The 18,697-nt window shown below is 58.9% G+C and carries 16 protein-coding genes; all 16 read right to left on the bottom strand.

Translation table 11 applies throughout. The features are described 5' to 3' along the window. Window positions 1-4: 4 nt before the first annotated feature. The gene (locus H8A92_RS18035) at window positions 5-1,216 is read right to left on the bottom strand and encodes a class I SAM-dependent methyltransferase (RefSeq protein ID WP_229197021.1); all 1,212 of its coding nucleotides are present in this window, start codon (window positions 1,214-1,216) and stop codon (window positions 5-7) included. Beyond that, a complete protein-coding gene (asnB, locus tag H8A92_RS18030; protein ID WP_229197020.1) occupies window positions 1,153-3,015 on the bottom strand; it encodes an asparagine synthase (glutamine-hydrolyzing) in 1,863 nt (620 codons plus the stop codon). The genes H8A92_RS18035 and asnB overlap by 64 nt, the downstream gene beginning before the upstream one ends. A 6-nt stretch (window positions 3,016-3,021) precedes the next feature. Further along, window positions 3,022-4,155, bottom strand: coding sequence for a glycosyltransferase (locus H8A92_RS18025; RefSeq protein ID WP_229197019.1), 1,134 nt, complete (start codon window positions 4,153-4,155; stop codon window positions 3,022-3,024). A 72-nt stretch (window positions 4,156-4,227) separates the two neighbouring features. Next, on the bottom strand, window positions 4,228-5,175 hold the full coding sequence (locus H8A92_RS18020) for a methionyl-tRNA formyltransferase (RefSeq protein ID WP_229197018.1): 948 nt from the start codon (window positions 5,173-5,175) through the stop codon (window positions 4,228-4,230). Then, window positions 5,176-5,874, bottom strand: coding sequence for a polysaccharide deacetylase family protein (locus H8A92_RS18015; protein ID WP_229197017.1), 699 nt, complete (start codon window positions 5,872-5,874; stop codon window positions 5,176-5,178). Between the two features lie 170 nt (window positions 5,875-6,044). Continuing rightward, complete coding sequence (locus H8A92_RS41025) at window positions 6,045-7,592, bottom strand: glycosyltransferase family 4 protein (RefSeq protein ID WP_229197016.1); 1,548 nt, start codon at window positions 7,590-7,592, stop codon at window positions 6,045-6,047. Between the two features lie 25 nt (window positions 7,593-7,617). Next, window positions 7,618-8,955, bottom strand: coding sequence for a glycosyltransferase (locus H8A92_RS18005; RefSeq protein WP_229197015.1), 1,338 nt, complete (start codon window positions 8,953-8,955; stop codon window positions 7,618-7,620). 101 nt (window positions 8,956-9,056) lie between these two features. Further along, complete coding sequence (locus H8A92_RS18000; protein ID WP_229197014.1) at window positions 9,057-10,466, bottom strand: glycosyltransferase family 4 protein; 1,410 nt, start codon at window positions 10,464-10,466, stop codon at window positions 9,057-9,059. A 47-nt stretch (window positions 10,467-10,513) separates the two neighbouring features. Continuing rightward, window positions 10,514-12,460 (bottom strand): glycosyltransferase, encoded by a 1,947-nt coding sequence (locus H8A92_RS41020; RefSeq protein ID WP_229197013.1) that lies wholly within the window; start codon window positions 12,458-12,460, stop codon window positions 10,514-10,516. 78 nt (window positions 12,461-12,538) lie between these two features. Beyond that, a complete protein-coding gene (locus tag H8A92_RS41015; protein WP_229197012.1) occupies window positions 12,539-13,861 on the bottom strand; it encodes a glycosyltransferase in 1,323 nt (440 codons plus the stop codon). A 159-nt stretch (window positions 13,862-14,020) separates the two neighbouring features. After that, window positions 14,021-15,154 (bottom strand): DegT/DnrJ/EryC1/StrS family aminotransferase, encoded by a 1,134-nt coding sequence (locus tag H8A92_RS17985; protein ID WP_229197011.1) that lies wholly within the window; start codon window positions 15,152-15,154, stop codon window positions 14,021-14,023. 59 nt (window positions 15,155-15,213) lie between these two features. Then, complete coding sequence (locus H8A92_RS17980; RefSeq protein WP_229197010.1) at window positions 15,214-15,813, bottom strand: hypothetical protein; 600 nt, start codon at window positions 15,811-15,813, stop codon at window positions 15,214-15,216. 5 nt (window positions 15,814-15,818) lie between these two features. Further along, the gene (locus H8A92_RS17975) at window positions 15,819-16,550 is read right to left on the bottom strand and encodes an SDR family NAD(P)-dependent oxidoreductase (RefSeq protein ID WP_229197009.1); all 732 of its coding nucleotides are present in this window, start codon (window positions 16,548-16,550) and stop codon (window positions 15,819-15,821) included. 24 nt (window positions 16,551-16,574) lie between these two features. Further along, the gene (locus H8A92_RS17970) at window positions 16,575-17,963 is read right to left on the bottom strand and encodes an ANL family adenylate-forming protein (RefSeq protein ID WP_229197008.1); all 1,389 of its coding nucleotides are present in this window, start codon (window positions 17,961-17,963) and stop codon (window positions 16,575-16,577) included. Beyond that, window positions 17,948-18,403, bottom strand: a complete 456-nt coding sequence (locus H8A92_RS17965; RefSeq protein WP_229197028.1) for a MaoC/PaaZ C-terminal domain-containing protein — start codon at window positions 18,401-18,403, stop codon at window positions 17,948-17,950. The genes H8A92_RS17970 and H8A92_RS17965 overlap by 16 nt, the downstream gene beginning before the upstream one ends. Before the next feature lie 11 nt (window positions 18,404-18,414). Beyond that, the gene (locus tag H8A92_RS17960; protein WP_021080477.1) at window positions 18,415-18,657 is read right to left on the bottom strand and encodes an acyl carrier protein; all 243 of its coding nucleotides are present in this window, start codon (window positions 18,655-18,657) and stop codon (window positions 18,415-18,417) included. Window positions 18,658-18,697: the final 40 nt, after the last annotated feature.

The raw sequence follows: 18,697 nt of genomic DNA, 5'->3' as shown, positions 1-18,697 counted from the left end.
CGTGTCAGACCATTGGCTTCGTCAGCAAGACTGAAATCCCGTTCGGATTGGAGTCATTGAAGGCGTAGTCCTTGACTCCGAGCTCCTTCATCCAGCCCGCAACCTCGTCATCGCTGTGCTGCCAGGCATTGTGCGGATGATACCAGTCGAAATTGACCATGTTGTTGGTCTCATAGTCAAACGCCTCGTTCCAGAAGCACTTCAGGAAGTTGTAGTACAGCAATCGCTGAACGTTGTGCGTCCCTGCAGGAATTCCGAGCACCGGAATCGGCTTCTCAAGCGTGATCGTAGCGTTCAGCCGCGATAGCTCGCGGCCCAGCTCGGTGATCCCTTCGCAGGCCGCGTAGCATTCCTCCGCGGAAAGCGGCATGAAATTCTGGCGAACATGATCGTCGGCGAAGACGCGCACGGCGCCCATCTTCCGATAGACGTAGAAGAAGAACTGGCCGCCGGGCCTGACCTTTCGGTACAAGGCCTCCACCGCCGCCCTGGTGTTGGGCGTGTGATGCAGCACCCCGTCCGCGATGATGAAATCGAACGTGTCATCGGGGAACGGCGCTTCCATCAAATCGGCCTGGACGACCGAGCAGTTTTCGAGATCGCGGGTGTTCTCGAACGTCGTCAACGCCGCATCCGACACGTCGAGCGCAAACACCTCGCCCGGACAATTCTCGGCGATGAATCTCGTGTTGAAGCCCGACCCCGGGCCGACCTCGAGCACGCGCTGCTTGGACCGGTAGAAGGCTTTCAGGGCGTCCAGATCAGGCAGCCCAAGCTTCTTGCAATACCAACCGAACAGGAATTCCTTATGCTCGGGCTGCAGCCCGTACTGCTTGAAGCGGCGCCACTTGTCCGAGAAGGTCTGATTTGTCTTGGCTTGCTCATGGGCTTCGGGCCGGCTCTGCGCGCTCGCCGGCTTCGGCAAGCCGTACCGCGAGCAGAAATCGGTCAGATCAGGCTGCATCGGCCCGCTGAGGAAGCAGGGAACCCCATGCAGAATCGGATACCATAGCGATGCATCGGGCGTCCGGAGGACACCTTCGATGACCTGGCCATCCTGTTGCGTGAAAGCCTCGAGCTGAAGCTCCATTCCGTTCGGACGGAGACGTGAAGACGCAACGGTTCGCATAAAACTAGCTCCTACAACTGCAACTAATGGAGGGCGCCGCCATAGGCACCATGTTGCTTGCACCAGGACTCGAAGCTGAGCAAGCACCAGATCAACGCGACATGGTTCGCCCTTTGCTCGAAATGCTCGTCCAGAATCCGATGTACGAAGTCGTGTTGAAATACGCCTCGCTGCCTAATACGGGATTCCGAGAGTTGCTCCTCGATCCATGGGCGCAGAATCCCTCTGTACCAAGACGCGTCCGGAGGACCAAATCCCATCTTCGGCTTCCGGTAAATCGTGTCGGGGACCAGCGGCCGGACGGCCTCGCGAAACAGGATCTTGCCCGTGGTGCCGTCGGACAGCAGGCCCCAATCCACGCCGAGCAGGTAGTCGACCAGTTCGTTATCCAGAAGCGGCACCCTGGTCTCAAGGGAATGCGCCATGGACAGCTTGTCTTCCAGCGACAAAAGACCTGGAAGATAGGTGGTCAGGTCGACGTGCATGACGGCGTCCCAGGGGTCCCGGGACGGAACCGCCTCGATCGCATCTCCGATCGCAGCGATCGGATCGAAACCTCCTGCGGCTCTCAGAAATTCCGGCGTAAAGGCATCGCCGATCTTCTCGGCCGATACCGGGACGCTAAGGCTTGCCCGGTAGAGCGCAAAGGCATCCCGCGAGGCCGCCTGATCTCCCGCCGCAGCACGAAAACGCTGGATGACACGCTGCATCAGGGAAGCCGGAGCCGCCCGCGGTACGATGGCGTATCTGCCGACATACCCTCCGGTCACCTCGTCACCGCCCGTTCCCGACAGGACGACCTTTGCGTCCTGCGCGACCCGTTGCGCGATCAGATAGTTCACATAGGCCATTCCCATGCGAGGATATTCGATCGCTCCAACCGTCGCATCGAGATGGCGGGCCAGGGCATCCTGCGGCACCATGAGCTCGACACGTTCGATGTTGAGCTGCTTGGCAACCTCGCGGGAGAACTCGCGCTCATCGACGAATTTGTCGACACCGACATTCTCGAGATCGAAGATGCACGAATAGGCGCGGACGACCGGATCGATCTGGTGCGCGCCTGCCGTGATCGCCGAACTGTCGATGCCACCCGACAGGTAGGCCATGACCGGCACATCGGCAGCCAGCTGCCTGCGCAGGGCCGCCTGCAATATTTCGCCGAATTCGCCCGCAGCCCGCGCCAGGCCAGGCGAATATTTGCGGTGGTAAGAAGCCGACCAATAGGTGCCGCTGGAGTGTCCACTCGCCGCAATTCGTTCGAACGTGCCGGGCTTGAGGAGACGGACGCCGCGGAATGGCGTGCGCCCTCCCCAATTGTTCATGAGCGTGAAGTACTCGAGGGTCGCCGATGCATCGAACTGCTTGTTCAGCAATCCGCTGGCGTACAGCGCGCGTACCTCCGAGCCGAACACGAGACCCTTGCCGGGCAACTCCGCGACATAGACCGGCTTGATCCCGTATCGGTCGCGGGCGATCACCAGCTCGCGCTGGTTTTCGTCCCAGATGGCGCAGGCGAACATGCCGTTCAGCCTGCTGAATAGCCCGTCCCTCCACTGCTCCCAGCCATGGACCAGAACCTCGGTGTCCGAGTGGTCCGTCGCGAAAACATGCCCGGCGGCCTCAAGCTCCTTTCTCAGCTCGCGGTGATTGTAGATCTCCCCATTGAAGACCACCCATACGGTTGCATCCTCGTTGCCCATCGGCTGGTTGCCGGTGGCCAGGTCGACGATCGCAAGCCTGCGGAAGCCCAATGCGACGTCTGCCGACAGATGAAAACCGCTGTCATCAGGGCCACGGTGCTCGATACTGGCCGCCATATTCCGGATCCGGGCGTTCGCGTCCGGACAGGCGCCAAAATGCAGAATGCCAGCAATGCCACACATCTGAACCTACTCGACCTCGGCGCCCGCCGGCGCCAGCACAAACGTACTGTCGGGGCTGCGATAGGCTTCGATCATCGCTCCGGCAATATGATCAGGATCATGCCATCGCTCGACATAGCGACGAGCTCGCTTTCCGAGCTCTGTCCACTCGGCTCGGCGCTCGAGAATGGCCGCAAGATCTTCCGTGAGCCGCCCGGGATCGACGTTCAGGATCGCAAGATCATCCCGCATGGCCGGCGGGACGAACTGCAGGTCGTTTTCCCTGACATAGCACACCACCGGCTTTCCCATCGCCATCATCTCGACGGCAAAGCCGCCGTACCAACCCGCAAGCACCTGGTCAATGGCAAGATCAGCGGACCTGTAGATGGCCATCGCCTCCTCATGCGTCTTCTTTTCAACCAGGATCAGCTCGAAGTCGAACCGTGACTTCAGGCGCTCCAGCGCATCAAGGATCATCTGAGTGCCTTTGATGCTTGCATCGCTCGGCGCGTGAACAATTCTCGGCCTGCCTTCGGCACGGGGATACTCGGGCGAGAATTGACCGATCTCCACATTGGCGTAGGGCAGGAACTGCCCTCCCGGAACGACGTGTCCCAGCTCCGGATTGAGGTAGAAGACGCGGTCGAACAGCGGGAGCACGCGAGCGATCAGGCGGGACCGGCGCGCATCCAACGACGTGACGCAGGTCTCGTAGGCGGAGCAACGGCCGCTGGCGCACATGGTCCATTCATTCCGCCGATTACCCTCCCCGGCGAGCCTTGCGTCGCACCCTTGCAGGGTCATGAACCTCTTCTTGCCCAACCCCTTGGCCAACTGGAGGTCCACGGTCACGAGCCGATTCAGCAGCGGCCCCATCCGACCGACACCTTCGAACGCATAGCCCGGATACAGAAACGTCGTTCCAAAATAGTAGTGGAGCACATCGTAGCGCAGGAGCGCGGACAGCCCGAACCACGTACTTCGGACCACCTTTCGAAAGTCGCTTGTCGTCTCGTCATACAGAACCGCGTCGGCCGGGTATCGAAACCAGGTCCCGCTTCGAATGACCAGGTCACTCTTGTTGCCGCGCCGGCGCTCGGCACGCGAGAGCGACCAGGGCTGATTACCGATATTGAAAGGGCCGTGAAGGATTTTCATCTTGTTGTGCGACTATGACGGTGTGCGGCCTAGAGAACAGACCACCCGCGGTCAGTCCATTTGCTGATCAGATCAATCGACGCTATCGCCGAACCGTCGTCCGACGATGTCTGATCGAGACATCGGATCGACGTCAGCCCCATCGACCTCGGCACGCCTGATCCAAATCGGAGCCGCGCCGGTTTGCACAACGACACCTGATGGAAGGACGCGCAAGATGCGGCCGGGAATGCGAGGAATATCCCGGAACAAGAAGCGGTCGTATCGCTGAACCCTGAGAACTTTCCATCTCTCGGAGCCGAGATACGTAAAGGCGCCTGGGTACGGCGGCACCTGCGCTCGGACAAAGTCGCAAATCTGGCGATCGGTCATCGTGAAGTCGATGAGTCCGTCTGCCTCCGTTCTCTTCGGATAGTGGGATACGAACCGGCGATCCTGGGAGTGCCCGCCCTCCCCCGCCTGCAGCTTTCGAATTGCCGTTAGAAACAGGTCGGCCCCGACATCCATCACCTTTTCATAGAGGGTCTTGACGTCGTCATGCTCTGTTATCTCGACAACCTGCGCAGCCATAATGTCGCCGTCGTCGGCTTGCGCAGTCAGGCGGAATACGAAGACCTCGATATCCGACTGTCCATGTATGATGTTCCAGACCAGCGGCGCTCTCCCCAATCCGAGAGGCGGATGGCCCGCATGGATCCCCAGCGCGCCCAATCGGGCCCGCGAAAACACTTCGGACGGAATCAGCCGATTCCATCCGTTCACGATCAGCAGGTCGAAATCTATCGCTGCCACATCTGCAACTTCGATCTTGTATTCACGCAGCTGAATACATTTCAATCCGTGTTCCAGGCACCAAGGCGATACATCAACATATCCGGACACGAGGTACTTCGTCGCCAGCTGCGGTGGGATGGTCACAACCGCTGCGACGTCAATGCCGGCTTTAGTCAACTGCGCGAGACCGTGCAGGCCGTTCTCGGCACAAGTCACATAAAGAACCTTCGCACCTTGAAGGGACATCTAGTTGCCCAATCCATGGAAGTACGGCCCCTTCAGAAGAAGGTCCTTTTCGAACCACCAATCTGGATGGACCAATACCTGAAAGCGGGAGTGCTTGTTGAAATGCTCGGTCGGATCTCCCTCCCGCCAAAAGCCGTTCGAGTCCGACAGATATTTCATGCCCCCGAAGAAGCGCTTTTCAAGCGCATAATTCCGGAAGCCTCCCTCGAGGGGATCGAAACTATCGTGGTAATTCCCCGTCTGGTGGACGACCTGGCTGATGTCGCGATGTTCGGAGGCCGAGTGTATTTCAAGCCCGGTGATTGCTTCGAGGACGGCCTTCTCCTTACGCAGCAACTCAACCGGCGGCATCTCCAGGGCTCGTCCGATGGTCATGGCCTCGAAATGCAGGCCTATCTCGTGTCCCATTCCGCGCAAGGCATGGATGAGACGATATACATGCGGGGTGAAGCAGTTGTACTCGTGCGCATGAACCCTGAAGAAGTAGGTTGCCGTAACCCCGAGGTCAGACTCAATCAAAGCAAGCTGACTTACACCATTGAGAGTGTAGTCGATATCATGCCGCATGATCAAAGTACGCTCGTTCGCGGCATCATATTTCTCAAACGAACTGACCTTGTAGCCGTTGTCGAGAGCGGTGCGCAGGAGGTGCCGATAGTACTCAAACGTGAACGGCTTCGGACTTGAAGGGTTAGACATTGAGGTGAACCACCAGAGTTAGAGGTTTCGTCAGATCGAGACGCGTATGGGGTCGACAAGCCCACCTGCGGTTTTCCATGGCGCACGTCCTGCGAAGATCCGACAGGAACTTGCAGACGGATCAGGCAAAGCTCGCTTCATGGTTGGATATTTTTTGGCGAAGAGATCGTTCACGGTCCGACGCCGATGCGCTTTCGATAGGCTTCCAGTTGCAGTTCAACGATCCTCTTGGCCGAATGATTGCGCTGAATCCAGCAGCGCCCGGCGTCGCCGATCCCGCGCCCATCGTTTCGGTCCGCGATGACTTTCCGCAAAGCCTCGGCTATCTCATTCTCCGTTGAAGCCGACAGGATGGGCGGCGCCTCCGAAAAGAATTCTTCCGCTGACTGAAAATCGACGTTGGTGATGACGCGCCTTCCAAGCGCCAGCGCTTCGAAGGTAACGCCTCCGAATGAGGGAAGGACGAACTGATCCAGTACGGCATGGCTCGACAAATATGTTTGCCAAAGCTGCGGCTTCCGCATCGGTGAAAGCCATTGCACCCTGGCCTCCAGGTTCAAGCTGCGTATGAGTTCGCGCGACCTGTCGAGGTCGCGTCCCCACTCGATCATGACAAGCCGCGACTGATCATTTTCCCGCGAGACCGTCGCAAAGGCTTTGATCAACCTGTCATTGCCCTTCACCAGGCTGGGGTCCGCATCCAGCCAGTCATGGCGCGCTGGATGAAAGAAGACGACGCAGTCATCGGGGGGACGAATTCCATCGCTTGCGGCTTGGAACTTGGCAAGCTTCGTATCGTCGAACGCATGCGGAAGCGGGGTAATCCGATCCGGGGGCACGCCAAGTCGTCGAGCAGCAGGCACGCAATCGATGTTGGTGACGAAGATGTGGTCAGCTCCGAGGAACACGGTGGCAGTCAGCCGCCCGAGGCTATCGTCCTGAAAGGGAATTGCCCTCAACGTCCCATGCTCATACCCAAAATAGGGGCGCTGGGCGAGCAGCGGCCAGGCACCATCTGTTGCATAGGCCTGGACGACATCAAACCGATCCATCAAATTCACAAGCGGCGCGAGCCGCGCCCGGTAGCTAGCAAAATCCGCGGCACTTGGCGGAGAAGCCGGTGCATTCCCTTGCCTCCAAACGGCAACAAGCCGTTTCTGCTCCGGATCAACATCCCTTGCCAGAACGCGCCGCATGAAGATATCACGAGCCATCGCTGGTGACCGACGAATCCTTCGTTTGATTTTCTGGCCGAGACGGATCGCGCGGGCGGTGGCAGTCTCTCCAGACACCGACTGCCGGGCCCGATCGAGCGAGCGTCGAAATCCGTTGGCTAGATCAGCCTGTCCGTCAACCTCAGCGGAGATCATCGAGCAGCACAGTTCGAGGGGCCCGGAGGCAAACCATCTCGGCCGCTGGTAGCCGCCGAGATCAACCTTGGTCCAGTCTGGGTAGAATGGATCGCCGAGGTCGCCCTCGAACGTCGCCTCTTCCCACTCGGGGGAAGCCATAATGTGGTAAGTTTCATAGGCGATGACGTAGGCATCGATGCCGTACTGGCGCTGGATCCTGGCATTGTTGAACGCATTGTTCGCAATATTGCCGAGATGCAGCACGCGCAGAGCTCGCCCGCGATCCTCCCGAAAACGCCGATGCCAATCGAGGCCGCGCGACTGAAGCGAAGGCGTGATTGTGCCGAACGTGTCGACCGATGTCACCGGAGATTCCCTAGCGGCGCGATCATCAGGGCGCCTTCATGAGTGCATCGAGGCCTTCTGACGCAGGCAGCCTGGCAATCTGGAATGGATGCTGCCAATTCCCGACGACAGGAAGAGCATTGCGTCGAACCTCCTCCCGATCCTGCGCGGACCGAATGCGGTCGACGACGATCGGTGGAAAGTTTGCAGTGTCCCGATACAGCTGGCCCAGCCGTGCGGCGACCGCCGATATGCCATGCCATCGCTCGACATAGCGCCGGCCCTGCTCGCCGATCTTGCGAAGGCAATTGCGGTTGCGGATGATCCACAACAATGCCTGCTCAAGTTCGTCCGGAGTTGCATTAATGATCGGGCACTCCTCGGGCGCCTCAACCAGATCCGCGCTTCTAACGAAGCTCAGGACCGGCTTCCCGAGCGCCATCGCCTCGAGCGCGGTGTAGCCGTAAGCGCCGCCGATAAACTGATCCGCCACGACGTCGGATTGCGCGAAAAGTGCGAGAACCTCACTGTTGGGAACGCCTTGTATCTTGCAATACTCGATATCGTATCCCTGCGCCTTCAGCCCGTCTATCGTCCGCTCCAGATACTTTGAGCCCTTGAAGTGCGTGTGATTTGGCGCGTGAGCAATACGAAGGGGACCGGACGGCGTATCCGGAAGAGCTGCACTCAATCGATCCAGATCCAACGGCCAGTAGTTGATATGTTTTGCCGTCGGCATGTAGGTCAGCATGTCACCAAGCGAGACCAACGCGGTGACGTTCTTGCTCATTTCGGAAACATAACGCTGAGCCTGCGCGTCGTGACATGTGCAATATTTGGGCGCTTCCGTGCAATCGACACAAAAATTCCATTTGCCGAGGGCCAGAGTCGCTTGCCTGGTACGAACGTCGGCACCATACGCATAAATATAGACGCGCTTTCCAGCCCGCCGCAGAGCCGCAAGTTCCTCAAAGCTGATCTGCAAACGATCCGTTGAATCGAGCAAACCGCGGTCCGCGAAAAAGTGAAACACATCATACCGGATCAAGGCCCATGCGAGCACCACCCGCTGGAACGCAGGTCCAAGTCCATGCCTGAGTGCCAGCAGGTACGGGCGCTGAAGATTTAGATCGAAGCGCGACGTGATGACGTAGGTTGCGTAGACAAGAGAAGCCGATCGAAAGCCGAGCACCCGATCCGCCCTCGCCTTGAGGTCCAGGGTCAAGATCGGCGTTACGCCCCACAAGGTCCTGGGTTGCCCGCGCCACAGCCGCACGGCTCCAAATCCTGGAGCGGCGTAAACCGCGAGCCTGAGAATGCCGCGCGATAGAGCCGTCGCGCTGCGCGCGGCAAAGCTTCGAAGCATTCGCTTGAGCGCCGGCAACAGCCCTCGTTTCGGTGATCTTGCAAGCGACCATGACGTGAGCAGCCACTCTCGAACGCTCCGCGGCAACACCAGCCGCGCGAACGATCTCAGTAGATCTCTCATTGCATGGACCTGTAGGCCCGGGATTTTCTCAGGCTGTCGTAGAGCGAAACCACCTTCTGCCACTCCGACTTTGCATCTAGCGTTGCGAGGGCCTTTCGCGTGCTGGCAGCGAAACTCGCTCGAAGCTCGGCATCTTGTGTCAGGCGGTTGATCGATTCTGCGATGGAACGCGGATCATACGGATCAAACGTCAGCCCTACCTCGTGCTCAAGCACAAGGCGCTTCGCCTCTGGATAGTGCGCGACGAGAACGGGAAGGTCCGCCGCCAGATATTCAAAGATCTTGTTGGGGAGCGCAAAGGTGAAGTTGCGACATAGAGCCGGCAATGTCCAAATCCCGGCGTCCGCGCCTCGGGCCGCCGCAACAACATCTTTCGACGGAACCGGCGGCGCGAGTATAACTCTGCCCTCGACGCCCGTGCGTCGCGCCAACGCCAGATAGTCGGGCCCAAACAGATCCAGAGACGGGCCTCGAATGACGAAAGTACAATCCGGCGCATAAGCCAGAGCTTCAATGATCGGCTCGATCAGGCGAGTTGGACCGGTCCCTCCCTGCCAGAGCAGAACGAAGGTCGCTTCGGGCAATCCCAGTTGCTGCTTCAGCGGCGGATAATCGCGTGAGGGGGTAACCGCAATGTCGGGAATGTTACGGATCACAACCGGACGGGTACCACCGAGTTCTTCCTTCATCGCATCGGCAATTGAATCACATACGGTGATGGTCGCAGATGCTTCCGTGAGACACCGAACTTCCAACTCCTGAAGCGCGCGTTTCCAGTCGGCGGGATACGGCGCCCAGGCGGACTTTTGTGCATCCCAATGAACGTTTTCGGAAAACCACTCGTGGAAATCCACCACCAGGTGAGCACCCCGGTATTTTGCGGCCGCCATCGCGGCATATGCCGTGGCCAGATCATGGGCATGGAATGCGAATGGCTTTCGCTTCACGGCTTCCCAGTAGAGCTGATCGGCAAGGTAGCCCGGCTGCTCGCTGATGAAAGTCGCAGCCGTCCAATCAGCGTACTTGATGTGAACGCGCGGCCCCCAATCGAGATTGAAGGATATCCCGACGCCCTTCGATGGCTCGGGACAGATCACGGTCACGTCGTATCCGGAAGCAGCAAGCGCCCGAGCTTCCCTTTCAACTCGTGGGTCCACGCGCAAATCGGAGACGACAAGCATCACCACTTCGCGACCGGAGGCAGATCTCCCAATCTGTCGACTTCGCGACCTAGCATCCCCCGCAGCAGCCATCTTCGGGATGCGCGCCTGCGCGAGCCGCGCGCGATAATTGGCAAACCGTGTGACCGACACATTCCAAAGGCCGAAAAGGAAATAGAATATCGGCCGCAACGCGCGGAAAACAGGAGGGAACTTCTTGATGAAAGATGATATCTGCTTGAGCATTCTGCGGTAACTCTAAGAAATCAGCATCGGCGTGGCGGGAAGCGCCGTCACCACTGACCTAGCAACAAATTGCTATATGCCTTGCACTGGAGAGCAACAATTCTCTCCGCGGAATGGAACGTCGACATCCACTGCGACCCAGCTGCACCTCTGCGTTGGGAATCAAGTGGGTCCTGGATGACCTCCCGCATTCGCGCGGCGCACTCAGCGACGTTGCCGGCCACGAGCAACGGCGGCTCCTGACCGAAGAACAAAGCTGTCTGCTCCCGATCGATAGCGGAGATCAGCCGGACGCCCAACGCCATTGTCTCGAATCCGACACCGCCGAGAGCTGGAATGACGAATTGGTCAACAACCGCATGCGACGTGCAGTAGCGCTGCCAGAGCTCCCGTTTCGACATCGTCGGAACCCATTCAACCAACTTCGACAGGCCCAGTTCCTCGATCAACTCCTTGCTGTCGGTGACTTCCTGACCCCATTCGACGAACACGAGCTTGAAGTCGCTTCGTTCGCGCGCGATCTCCGCCGCCGCGCGAATGACGACGTCATTGCCCTTCCGCCACGATGCGGCTCCGTGCTTCCAATGGTGACGCGAGGGACTAAAGAAAATGACGGGTCCGCTCTTCGGCGGTGCGAGTTCCGGATGCGCCGCCCGAAACTCAACCAGTTTTCGGTCGTCGAATGCGTGCGGCAGGTGGAACACCCGCTCCGGCTTCAAGCCCAGCCGTTCCACCTGCGGAAGCACGTCAGAATTCGTGACGAACGCGGCCGGCGCATGCTGAAACGAGATGCGGCATATCAAGCCGGTCAGGTTGTTCTCGAACGGAATGTCGCGAAGCGTTCCGTGCTCGTAGCAGCAGAAGTTCTTGACGCCGTTCATCATGGGTATCAGGCCGTCGATGGCATATCCCTGAATGACGTCATAATGCGGGAGGATATCCTCGAACGCCCTTGGATGCTGCGTGATGTACTCTTCGCGATACTTAAGTGATTGGCCATCGAGCTCGGCGGGGTCCTTCCTGATTTCGGCCAACAGCGTCTCGATTTCCTGGGCTCGCGTAACGGGATCTGACATCGATCTCGCCACGCAACCGGATTCCGAAACCGGAACGAGTTTGAGCATGATGCGCTCCAGGAGCGCCAGAAAGCTATGCACCAACGAGCGGGCAAACGAAGACGACTTCTCAAAGATTCCGCCAGAGCGCAGGCGGCGAACATCTTCCCGCAACGCACCGAGCGCAGCGCGAGCCTCCGCATCAGCCTGCGGACCTCGGCGCGTAATTCTCAACCACGCAGCGGCCGAGATTCGGTCCAACCAGTTCGCCTCGGACCGACCCATCTTGGATTCGCGCCCGAGCACGCCATTTGCCACGAGCGTCCCAAGCCATATTCTGTACAGGCTCAGAGGTTGTCTGTCTCCGTACGATGACCGAACCGGCCCGCCCAGCCAAAGGCGAAATCTCAGATGCCCGGGGACATATTTGGCGAGGAATCCCGCATCGTCGCCGGAACGTGCATCCTGAAGAGCCGCCAACTCCAGATCCAGCCATTTCAGATATGTTGTCGTTCTCCAGCCCGCGTTCTTCGCGCGAAGGTACTCGATGCAGAGCCCTGCTGGACCCTGGACGAACCAACGGGGCCGCTTCCAGCCCTTCAGGCTTGTCGCCCACCAATCCGGCCTGAAGGGATCCTTCCCAAGCGCCGAGGTCCCCTCTTGGAGCGCGCCGTCCTCCCACTCAGGGCATCCCATGATGTGGTAGTAGTTGTAGCACAGCACGTCCGCATCGATGCCGGACTTCCGCTGAATGCGGGCATTGTTGTAGGCATTGTTGGCGATATTGCCGATGTGAAGCACGCGAAGCGGTCGGCCCGTCTTTTGATGAAAGTCGCTAATCAGACGCAGCGCGCGAGCGTTTTCGGCCTCAATCGCCCGTGCCGAGCCAGCTTGACCCGGATGACTCTCGGAGTCGACGTCAACATAGGAAACTGACACTGGCTTAGGCGCTCCGTGCATTAGTCGCGAGCCGGCATGACCAATTCGAATGCTCGAGCAGGGATCGCTTCGAGGACGTCACGAATTCAGCACCTTCGCGCTTTCGGCGAGCCTTGTCCTCAACGGCTTCGGCAAATCTGCAGTCGCCACATAGAGATCCGCCAAATGCGCGCCGAGCGCCTCGACCGAGTAGTTCTTCCGGACGTATTGCCGGCCGGCGGCTCCGGCTTCGGAAAGCCGCGCGCGGTCCGAGACCAGCTGGCGCAACACTTCCTTGATCGTCTCCGGATTTGCCTCGATGATCGGGCAGGCTTTACGATCCGCGATCGCCACTTCGTCGTGCAAATAGCAGATGACGGGGCAGCCAGATGCCATTGCTTCAACGGCAGTTAGACCGAAGGCCCCGCTTATGAGCTGGTCTACGAGAACGTCGATCGTCCGCATCGCTTCCAGTATTTCGTGGTTTGGCTTTCCGCTCAGCTGCAGAAGCTCAATTGCATGACCGTCCGCCTGCAAGGACTGGATCGCGTCTTGAAGATATTTCGTTCCCTTGAAATAGCCGTGGTTCGGAAAGTGACCTACGACCAGCTTTCCATCTCTCTGGCACGGGGACCGTTCGTGAGAAAACCGTTTAGTATCGACCGCCAGATACGGCAGATTTCGAGCGCCGGGGATCAGCTCCATGGCCAGCCCGTGCGCCACCACCGCGGTCGAGTGCTCCCGGATCACTTGCAACATGGCAGTGCCGCCGGCATCGTCGCAGACACAATAGACCCCCGGATCAGGGCATTCGGAGCAGAAGTTCCATTTTCCAAGCGCCAGGGTTTTCTCGCGCGTTCTATGGTCGGCGCCGTATGCGTAGGTGTAGAGCCGCTTCCCTGCTCGGCGATAGATCTCCATCTCGCGCACGGCAATTCCAAAGCGGGGACTTCCATAGCCGCCGGCCGGTTCGATGATGCCGCGATCATTGTAGAGATGAAAAATATCAAAGTTGACGAGGGCCCAAATCAACATGAGCCATCGAAACAGAAACCAGTCTTCACCACGTTCGGCCACGAGGCGCGCCTGAATTTCCGAGCACACGAAATCAAAGTTCGAGGAAATATGGTACGTGGTGAACACGAGCGAGTGGGCGTTTGAACCTAAAGCACGGTCTGCAGCAACGCACTCTCGCAAGGAGACGATCGGCGTGACCCCCCAAAGAGAATTCATCTCACCTTTCAGCAAGCGCTGCTCGGCCAGCACGTGACAATCAGCCACGAGAGCGTCCCAAAAGTCGCGCGCGTCGGGAGACTGATCGGGCTTCAGAAATGGCCGCAACGCATCCAGCAGAGAGGTGAGGAGCGTGTAGTCTTTCTCAACAGCAACGCGGTTTACGTTTTCGACGATCGCCTGATCCACGCGCCCTCTCGATCGTGATGGCGCAAGCGCAGAAATAGCCGCTCCAAAATTGCGATTCCTGCGGGCCAGCCGGGAGAGATTGGGGAAATGCGTCCCCTCATACAGGCAGTAAGCCGACCGACGCAACTTCGAGAACACCGATGCAGCTCCGCACTTGCTTCAGGCGCAAACGCGACTGATGCAATCGACCACGAGACGCTGATCTTCCTCGGTCATGTTCGGGAAAATAGGCAACGTGATCGTCGTGTCCTCCGCAAGCGCCGCATTCGGAAACTGTTCGGGCCGCAGGCCGTATTTGTTTCTGTAGTAGCCCAGCCGGTGCACCGCATGCGTGCCCGGTCGAGTTTGAACTCCTGCGGCGGCCAGCGCTGCCATCACTGCGTTGCGGCGCGCGCGATCTCCGTCACCCACACGAATGACGTAGGATTGAAATGCGTGCCCGTCGATGTCCCCGCCGAGCGGTCGCACGATCGAATTGATGCCCCCGAGCAACTCGGAATAGCGGTGCCCGAGACGCCTGCGTTCCGCCAGCAGCCGGTCGAGCTTGCCCATTTGCGCCACACCGACGGCTGCCTGGATGTCGGACAAGCGCAAATTGAAGCCCAAATTGTCAAACGTCGCCATCGTCCATGGACCATGGGGCTCGATCGAAGGATCTGGAGCTCCGGTCGCGCCATGATTGCGCTGCGACCGCACGCGTGCAGCGAGATCGTCGCGATTGGTCGTTACCGCGCCTCCTTCTCCCGTCGTAACGGCCTTGCGCGGGTGAAACGAAAAGCAGCCGATATCGCCGATCGCGCCGACAGGCTTGCCTTTGTACGTCGTGCCGATCGCACAGGCGGCGTCTTCGATGATGGCGATGCCGCGCGGTTCCGCGATGGCCCTGATCTCATCCATCGGGGCGGCAAGACCGAACAGGTGGACCGCAACGATCGCCTTCGTGCGCGGCGTGATGGCCGCCTTCAACTTATCGGGATCGATGTTGTAGGTCGACAGATCGATATCGACGAAGACCGGCTTTGCGCCGACGTATTCAGCCGAGTGCGCGCTTGTGACCCAGGTGAACGCCGGAACGATCACTTCGTCCCCTGCCCCAAGATTCAGCGCCAGAGTCGCCAGATGAAGCGCCGCGGTGCAAGACGTGCACGCCAGGGCATACTTCACCTCGTGCTTCTCTGCGAGCAGCTTCTCAAACCGCTCGGTCAATGGCCCCTGCGTCACCCATTTCGAATTGAGACATTCGCGCAGGATGGCGATCTCGCTCTCGTCAAAGCTCGGCTCGGTGATGTTCAATTTGGTGCCTCAGCTGGATGCAGCACATGGAGGACTGCGTCGATACGCATCTTCATCCACTATGCCAGGATGAATGTCAGGGTTCCGATCGCGCCGTCTGCCGAGACAATACGAGATCGGGTCATCTTCTTGCCGACCCTGCGCTCAAGCTCGATAGCAAGGTCGTCGGACTCCTCGTCTCGAAACAGTCGAGACAACTCGAGCCGCGCCAAAAGCCAGCGCGTGCCGGGATTCGGTGGAAAGCTGGACTTGTGAAAGTTCACTGAAAGAGCCGTAGCAACCTCGACGGGCCTCATCCCAACCGGTTCCGCGAGCGATATCCGGCTTCCGGCAATCCGGGACGCACTGAAGATCTTCTGCTCATCATAGCTCTTCCGCGCGAGAACCGGCTCTGCTGTCTCGGTGATCTTCACCTGCCAGGAAGATCCCGGAAGCAGGGCGATAGCGGCGGCGTCTGCCGTATCCACGTCTCCATCCTTTATGAAGGAATAGACCGGGCGGCAGCAGATCTTGCGAAGGATTCTCAGGTCGAAGCCGCAATCCAATGGGATGCCGTGATATCGGGCACCGGCCAGGATCTCTTCGTAAATATCGGTGGAGTGCACATAATCGCGCGATCCCCGAAATGCGGCCGCTGGTTCAAAGAGAAGCGTCTGCATTTCGCTCAGGCCGTCAAACCGCCATCGACGACGATTGTTTGCCCGGTAATGAACTTGGCCTCTTCACTCATCAGGAATCGAACGATCCCGACGACATCGTCAACTGTCCCTGCCCTGCCCAGCGGTGTTCGCCTCACGATTTGCTTCAATTTCGAGGGATCCATGTCGGCAACAAGATCAGTCTCCATATAGCCGGGCGCCACGGTGTTTACCCTTATTCCGCGGCCACCGAGCTCTCTGGCCAGAGCGCGGGTCATCGCATTGATTCCGCCTTTCGTGGCCGAATAAGCAACCGTCCCCTTATATCCGCTGACGCTGACGATCGAACTTATGTTTACGACCACTCCGCCGCCATTGATCATCATGCCGCGGATCGCAGCGCGGGTAAGATGCAGCGGTCCCGCGAGATTGACAGCCAGCAGCTTTTCGATATCGCCGACATCCTGCCGCGCCAGGAGTTCCTCGGCCACGATTCCTGCGTTGTTGATCAGGCCTGAAAGCCGCCCGATGCGCTTTTCAAAGTTCCGAATGAGTTCCCTGAAGCGATCGGTCTCCGACATATCGCACTCGGAGAAGATGAACTGATCCGGATGGTCGTTAAGGAGCGCAACCACTTCGCTCGATTGCCGACGACTGAAAGATGCGACCCGGTGCCCATCCGCCAGGAACGCCTTCACGAGCGCCAAGCCGAGGCCGCGACTTCCGCCACTGATCAAAATGCTGCGCTTGTCATTCATCTGGAAACTCTCGTGGACACCAAATCAGTTCTCCGGCATCGGGCGGGTTCGAGCCTTCTTCGACCGCATCGTCGTCAGGGAAGAGTGGTCGACGATCTCAAACCGGATTGGAACCTTGTATTTTTGCAGACGGCTTCGACAGTGATCGCGGATTTTCTGAACTGCCTCACCCGCACTTTCCGGCCGCTGAAGGGCTACACGCGCAACGACTGCGTTGCCGAGCAGGGTGTGAGGCACTCCATGAACGGCGACCTCCACAACGTCCTCCAGCTCGAGGATCACGTCTTCGACCTCGAGTGGGAAGACCTTCTGCCCGCCAACATTGATAACCTCGGTCTTGCGGCCGATGAAGCGCACCAATCCGCTGTCGTTTTCCTCGACGAGATCGCCGGTGCTCATCCAGCCATCGGCGTTCACCGGACTCGGCGCATTCAGGTATCCGAGCATGGACGACGCCGATCGAACGTGAAGTTCACCGTCAATCACGCGCGTCTCAAAACCATCCCCCCCGATCCTTATCCATAGGGATTCGGGGTCGGGTGACGAGGAACGGAGGACACCGAGCTCGGACAGGCCATAGGTCTGCTTGAGAACGGCATTTGGAAAGACCTCCCTCACCCGCCGAAGTGTAGCGGGTGGCATGGGCTCGGCGCCGTAAGTGATCAAACGAATCGACGATAGATCGTACTGTCTCCAAAGACCCGAGCCGATCAGCACGCCCAGGAACGTTGGAGTCGTCGGAAGCAATTCGGCCCGCCCATCCGATACTGCCCGGCACACCGCCTCCGGAGACCTGTTGCCGACGCATATCCCGACGCCACCGTCGAACAGGCAGGCAAGAAGCGTGTTCACCCCCCCGAAATGGTCGATCAGCAGCATCAACAGCATCCGCCAGGACTTGCGCGGCTTTAGAAATTTCGAGGCGACACGCTCGACGTCATGAAGGATCGCTTTGGGAGTGCCGGACGACCCGGACGTAAATACGATAAGACCTGGATGCTCTTGGGTCCTGAGCTCCTCAATCAGCGGATGATCACTGCCCTCCAACTCAGCCTGTCGCGCGATTTCTCGTGTGAGCGGATCGATGAACCACTTCACTCGTGCCAGCGACGACAATCGTCCGCGCTCCTCGCGCACACCGAGACTGAAGGGCACGAGAACCGTCTTGAGCTTCAACAACGCCAGGATCAGGCTGATCGATTCGACGCCATATTCCCCCTCGAAAGCGCAGATATCGCCGGGCGCGATGCCCGCAGCCACGATATCCGCCTCCCAAGCCGACGTTGCCGCAAGCAACTGGCCGGTCGAGATTTCTGATTTCCCAATCGCCAATGCCGGAGTGTCTCGACGGCTCTCCAGACGCTCCAGCAGAGACGCGACCGACGACACGCTCCTCGCTACCGTATCAGACATTGCGCCTCACCTTCCAAATGGTCGCCGCTATCCGATGTCGTCACAAGACTCAGCTTGATAACCCGCATGGGCCGAAGCACTCGCGTTACGCACACGCGGAAACGAACAGCTTGCCCTTCATAAGTAGGTTGCCGGAAAGTGATATTGACGCCTTGCAGAATTGCGTGCTCGCCCGGCAGATACATTCCGATCAGCCGAGAGAACCGCGAGGCAACGCAGAACCCCTGAATGATAGGACCGCCGAACCCCTTGCTGTGAGCAAACCGTTCGTCGTCATGAACAGGCGCGCGATCGTTTGCAACGATCGCAAAGGCATCGCGCGCCGGGCGATCGAATGCAAACTGCTGCTCGACTGCATCGCCAACCACGATGTCGTCGATCGTCAGGGCTCTGCCTGCAGTTTCGTCGGTGACGAGAACAAGTTGTGGCGGTCGCGGCACAGCCAACCTACCTAGGCCGTCGCGTGGACCGAAACGAATTGGACCAGCTTGTTGATCGAATTCAGGTCCTCCACGTCGGCATCCTGCAGAACGAGGTCGAACTCGTCTTCAATCGCCATCAGCACGCTGGCAAAATCGAGAGAGTCCAGAAGCCCCTCGGCAAGCAACGACTTCTCGGGGTCGGAATTGCCGATCTTTGCAGGCCGCGTTATTCCGTTGATGATTTCAACTATCTTGGCGCGAACGTCCGTCATACATCCTCCCTCGATACGAGATGGTTGGCGAGAGCGATCA

This window comes from Bradyrhizobium acaciae, assembly GCF_020889785.1.
Taxonomy (GTDB): Bacteria; Pseudomonadota; Alphaproteobacteria; order Rhizobiales; family Xanthobacteraceae; genus Bradyrhizobium; species Bradyrhizobium acaciae.
The sequence above is the reverse complement of the archived record's forward strand: the minus strand, read 5'-3'. Positions and strand labels throughout refer to the sequence as shown.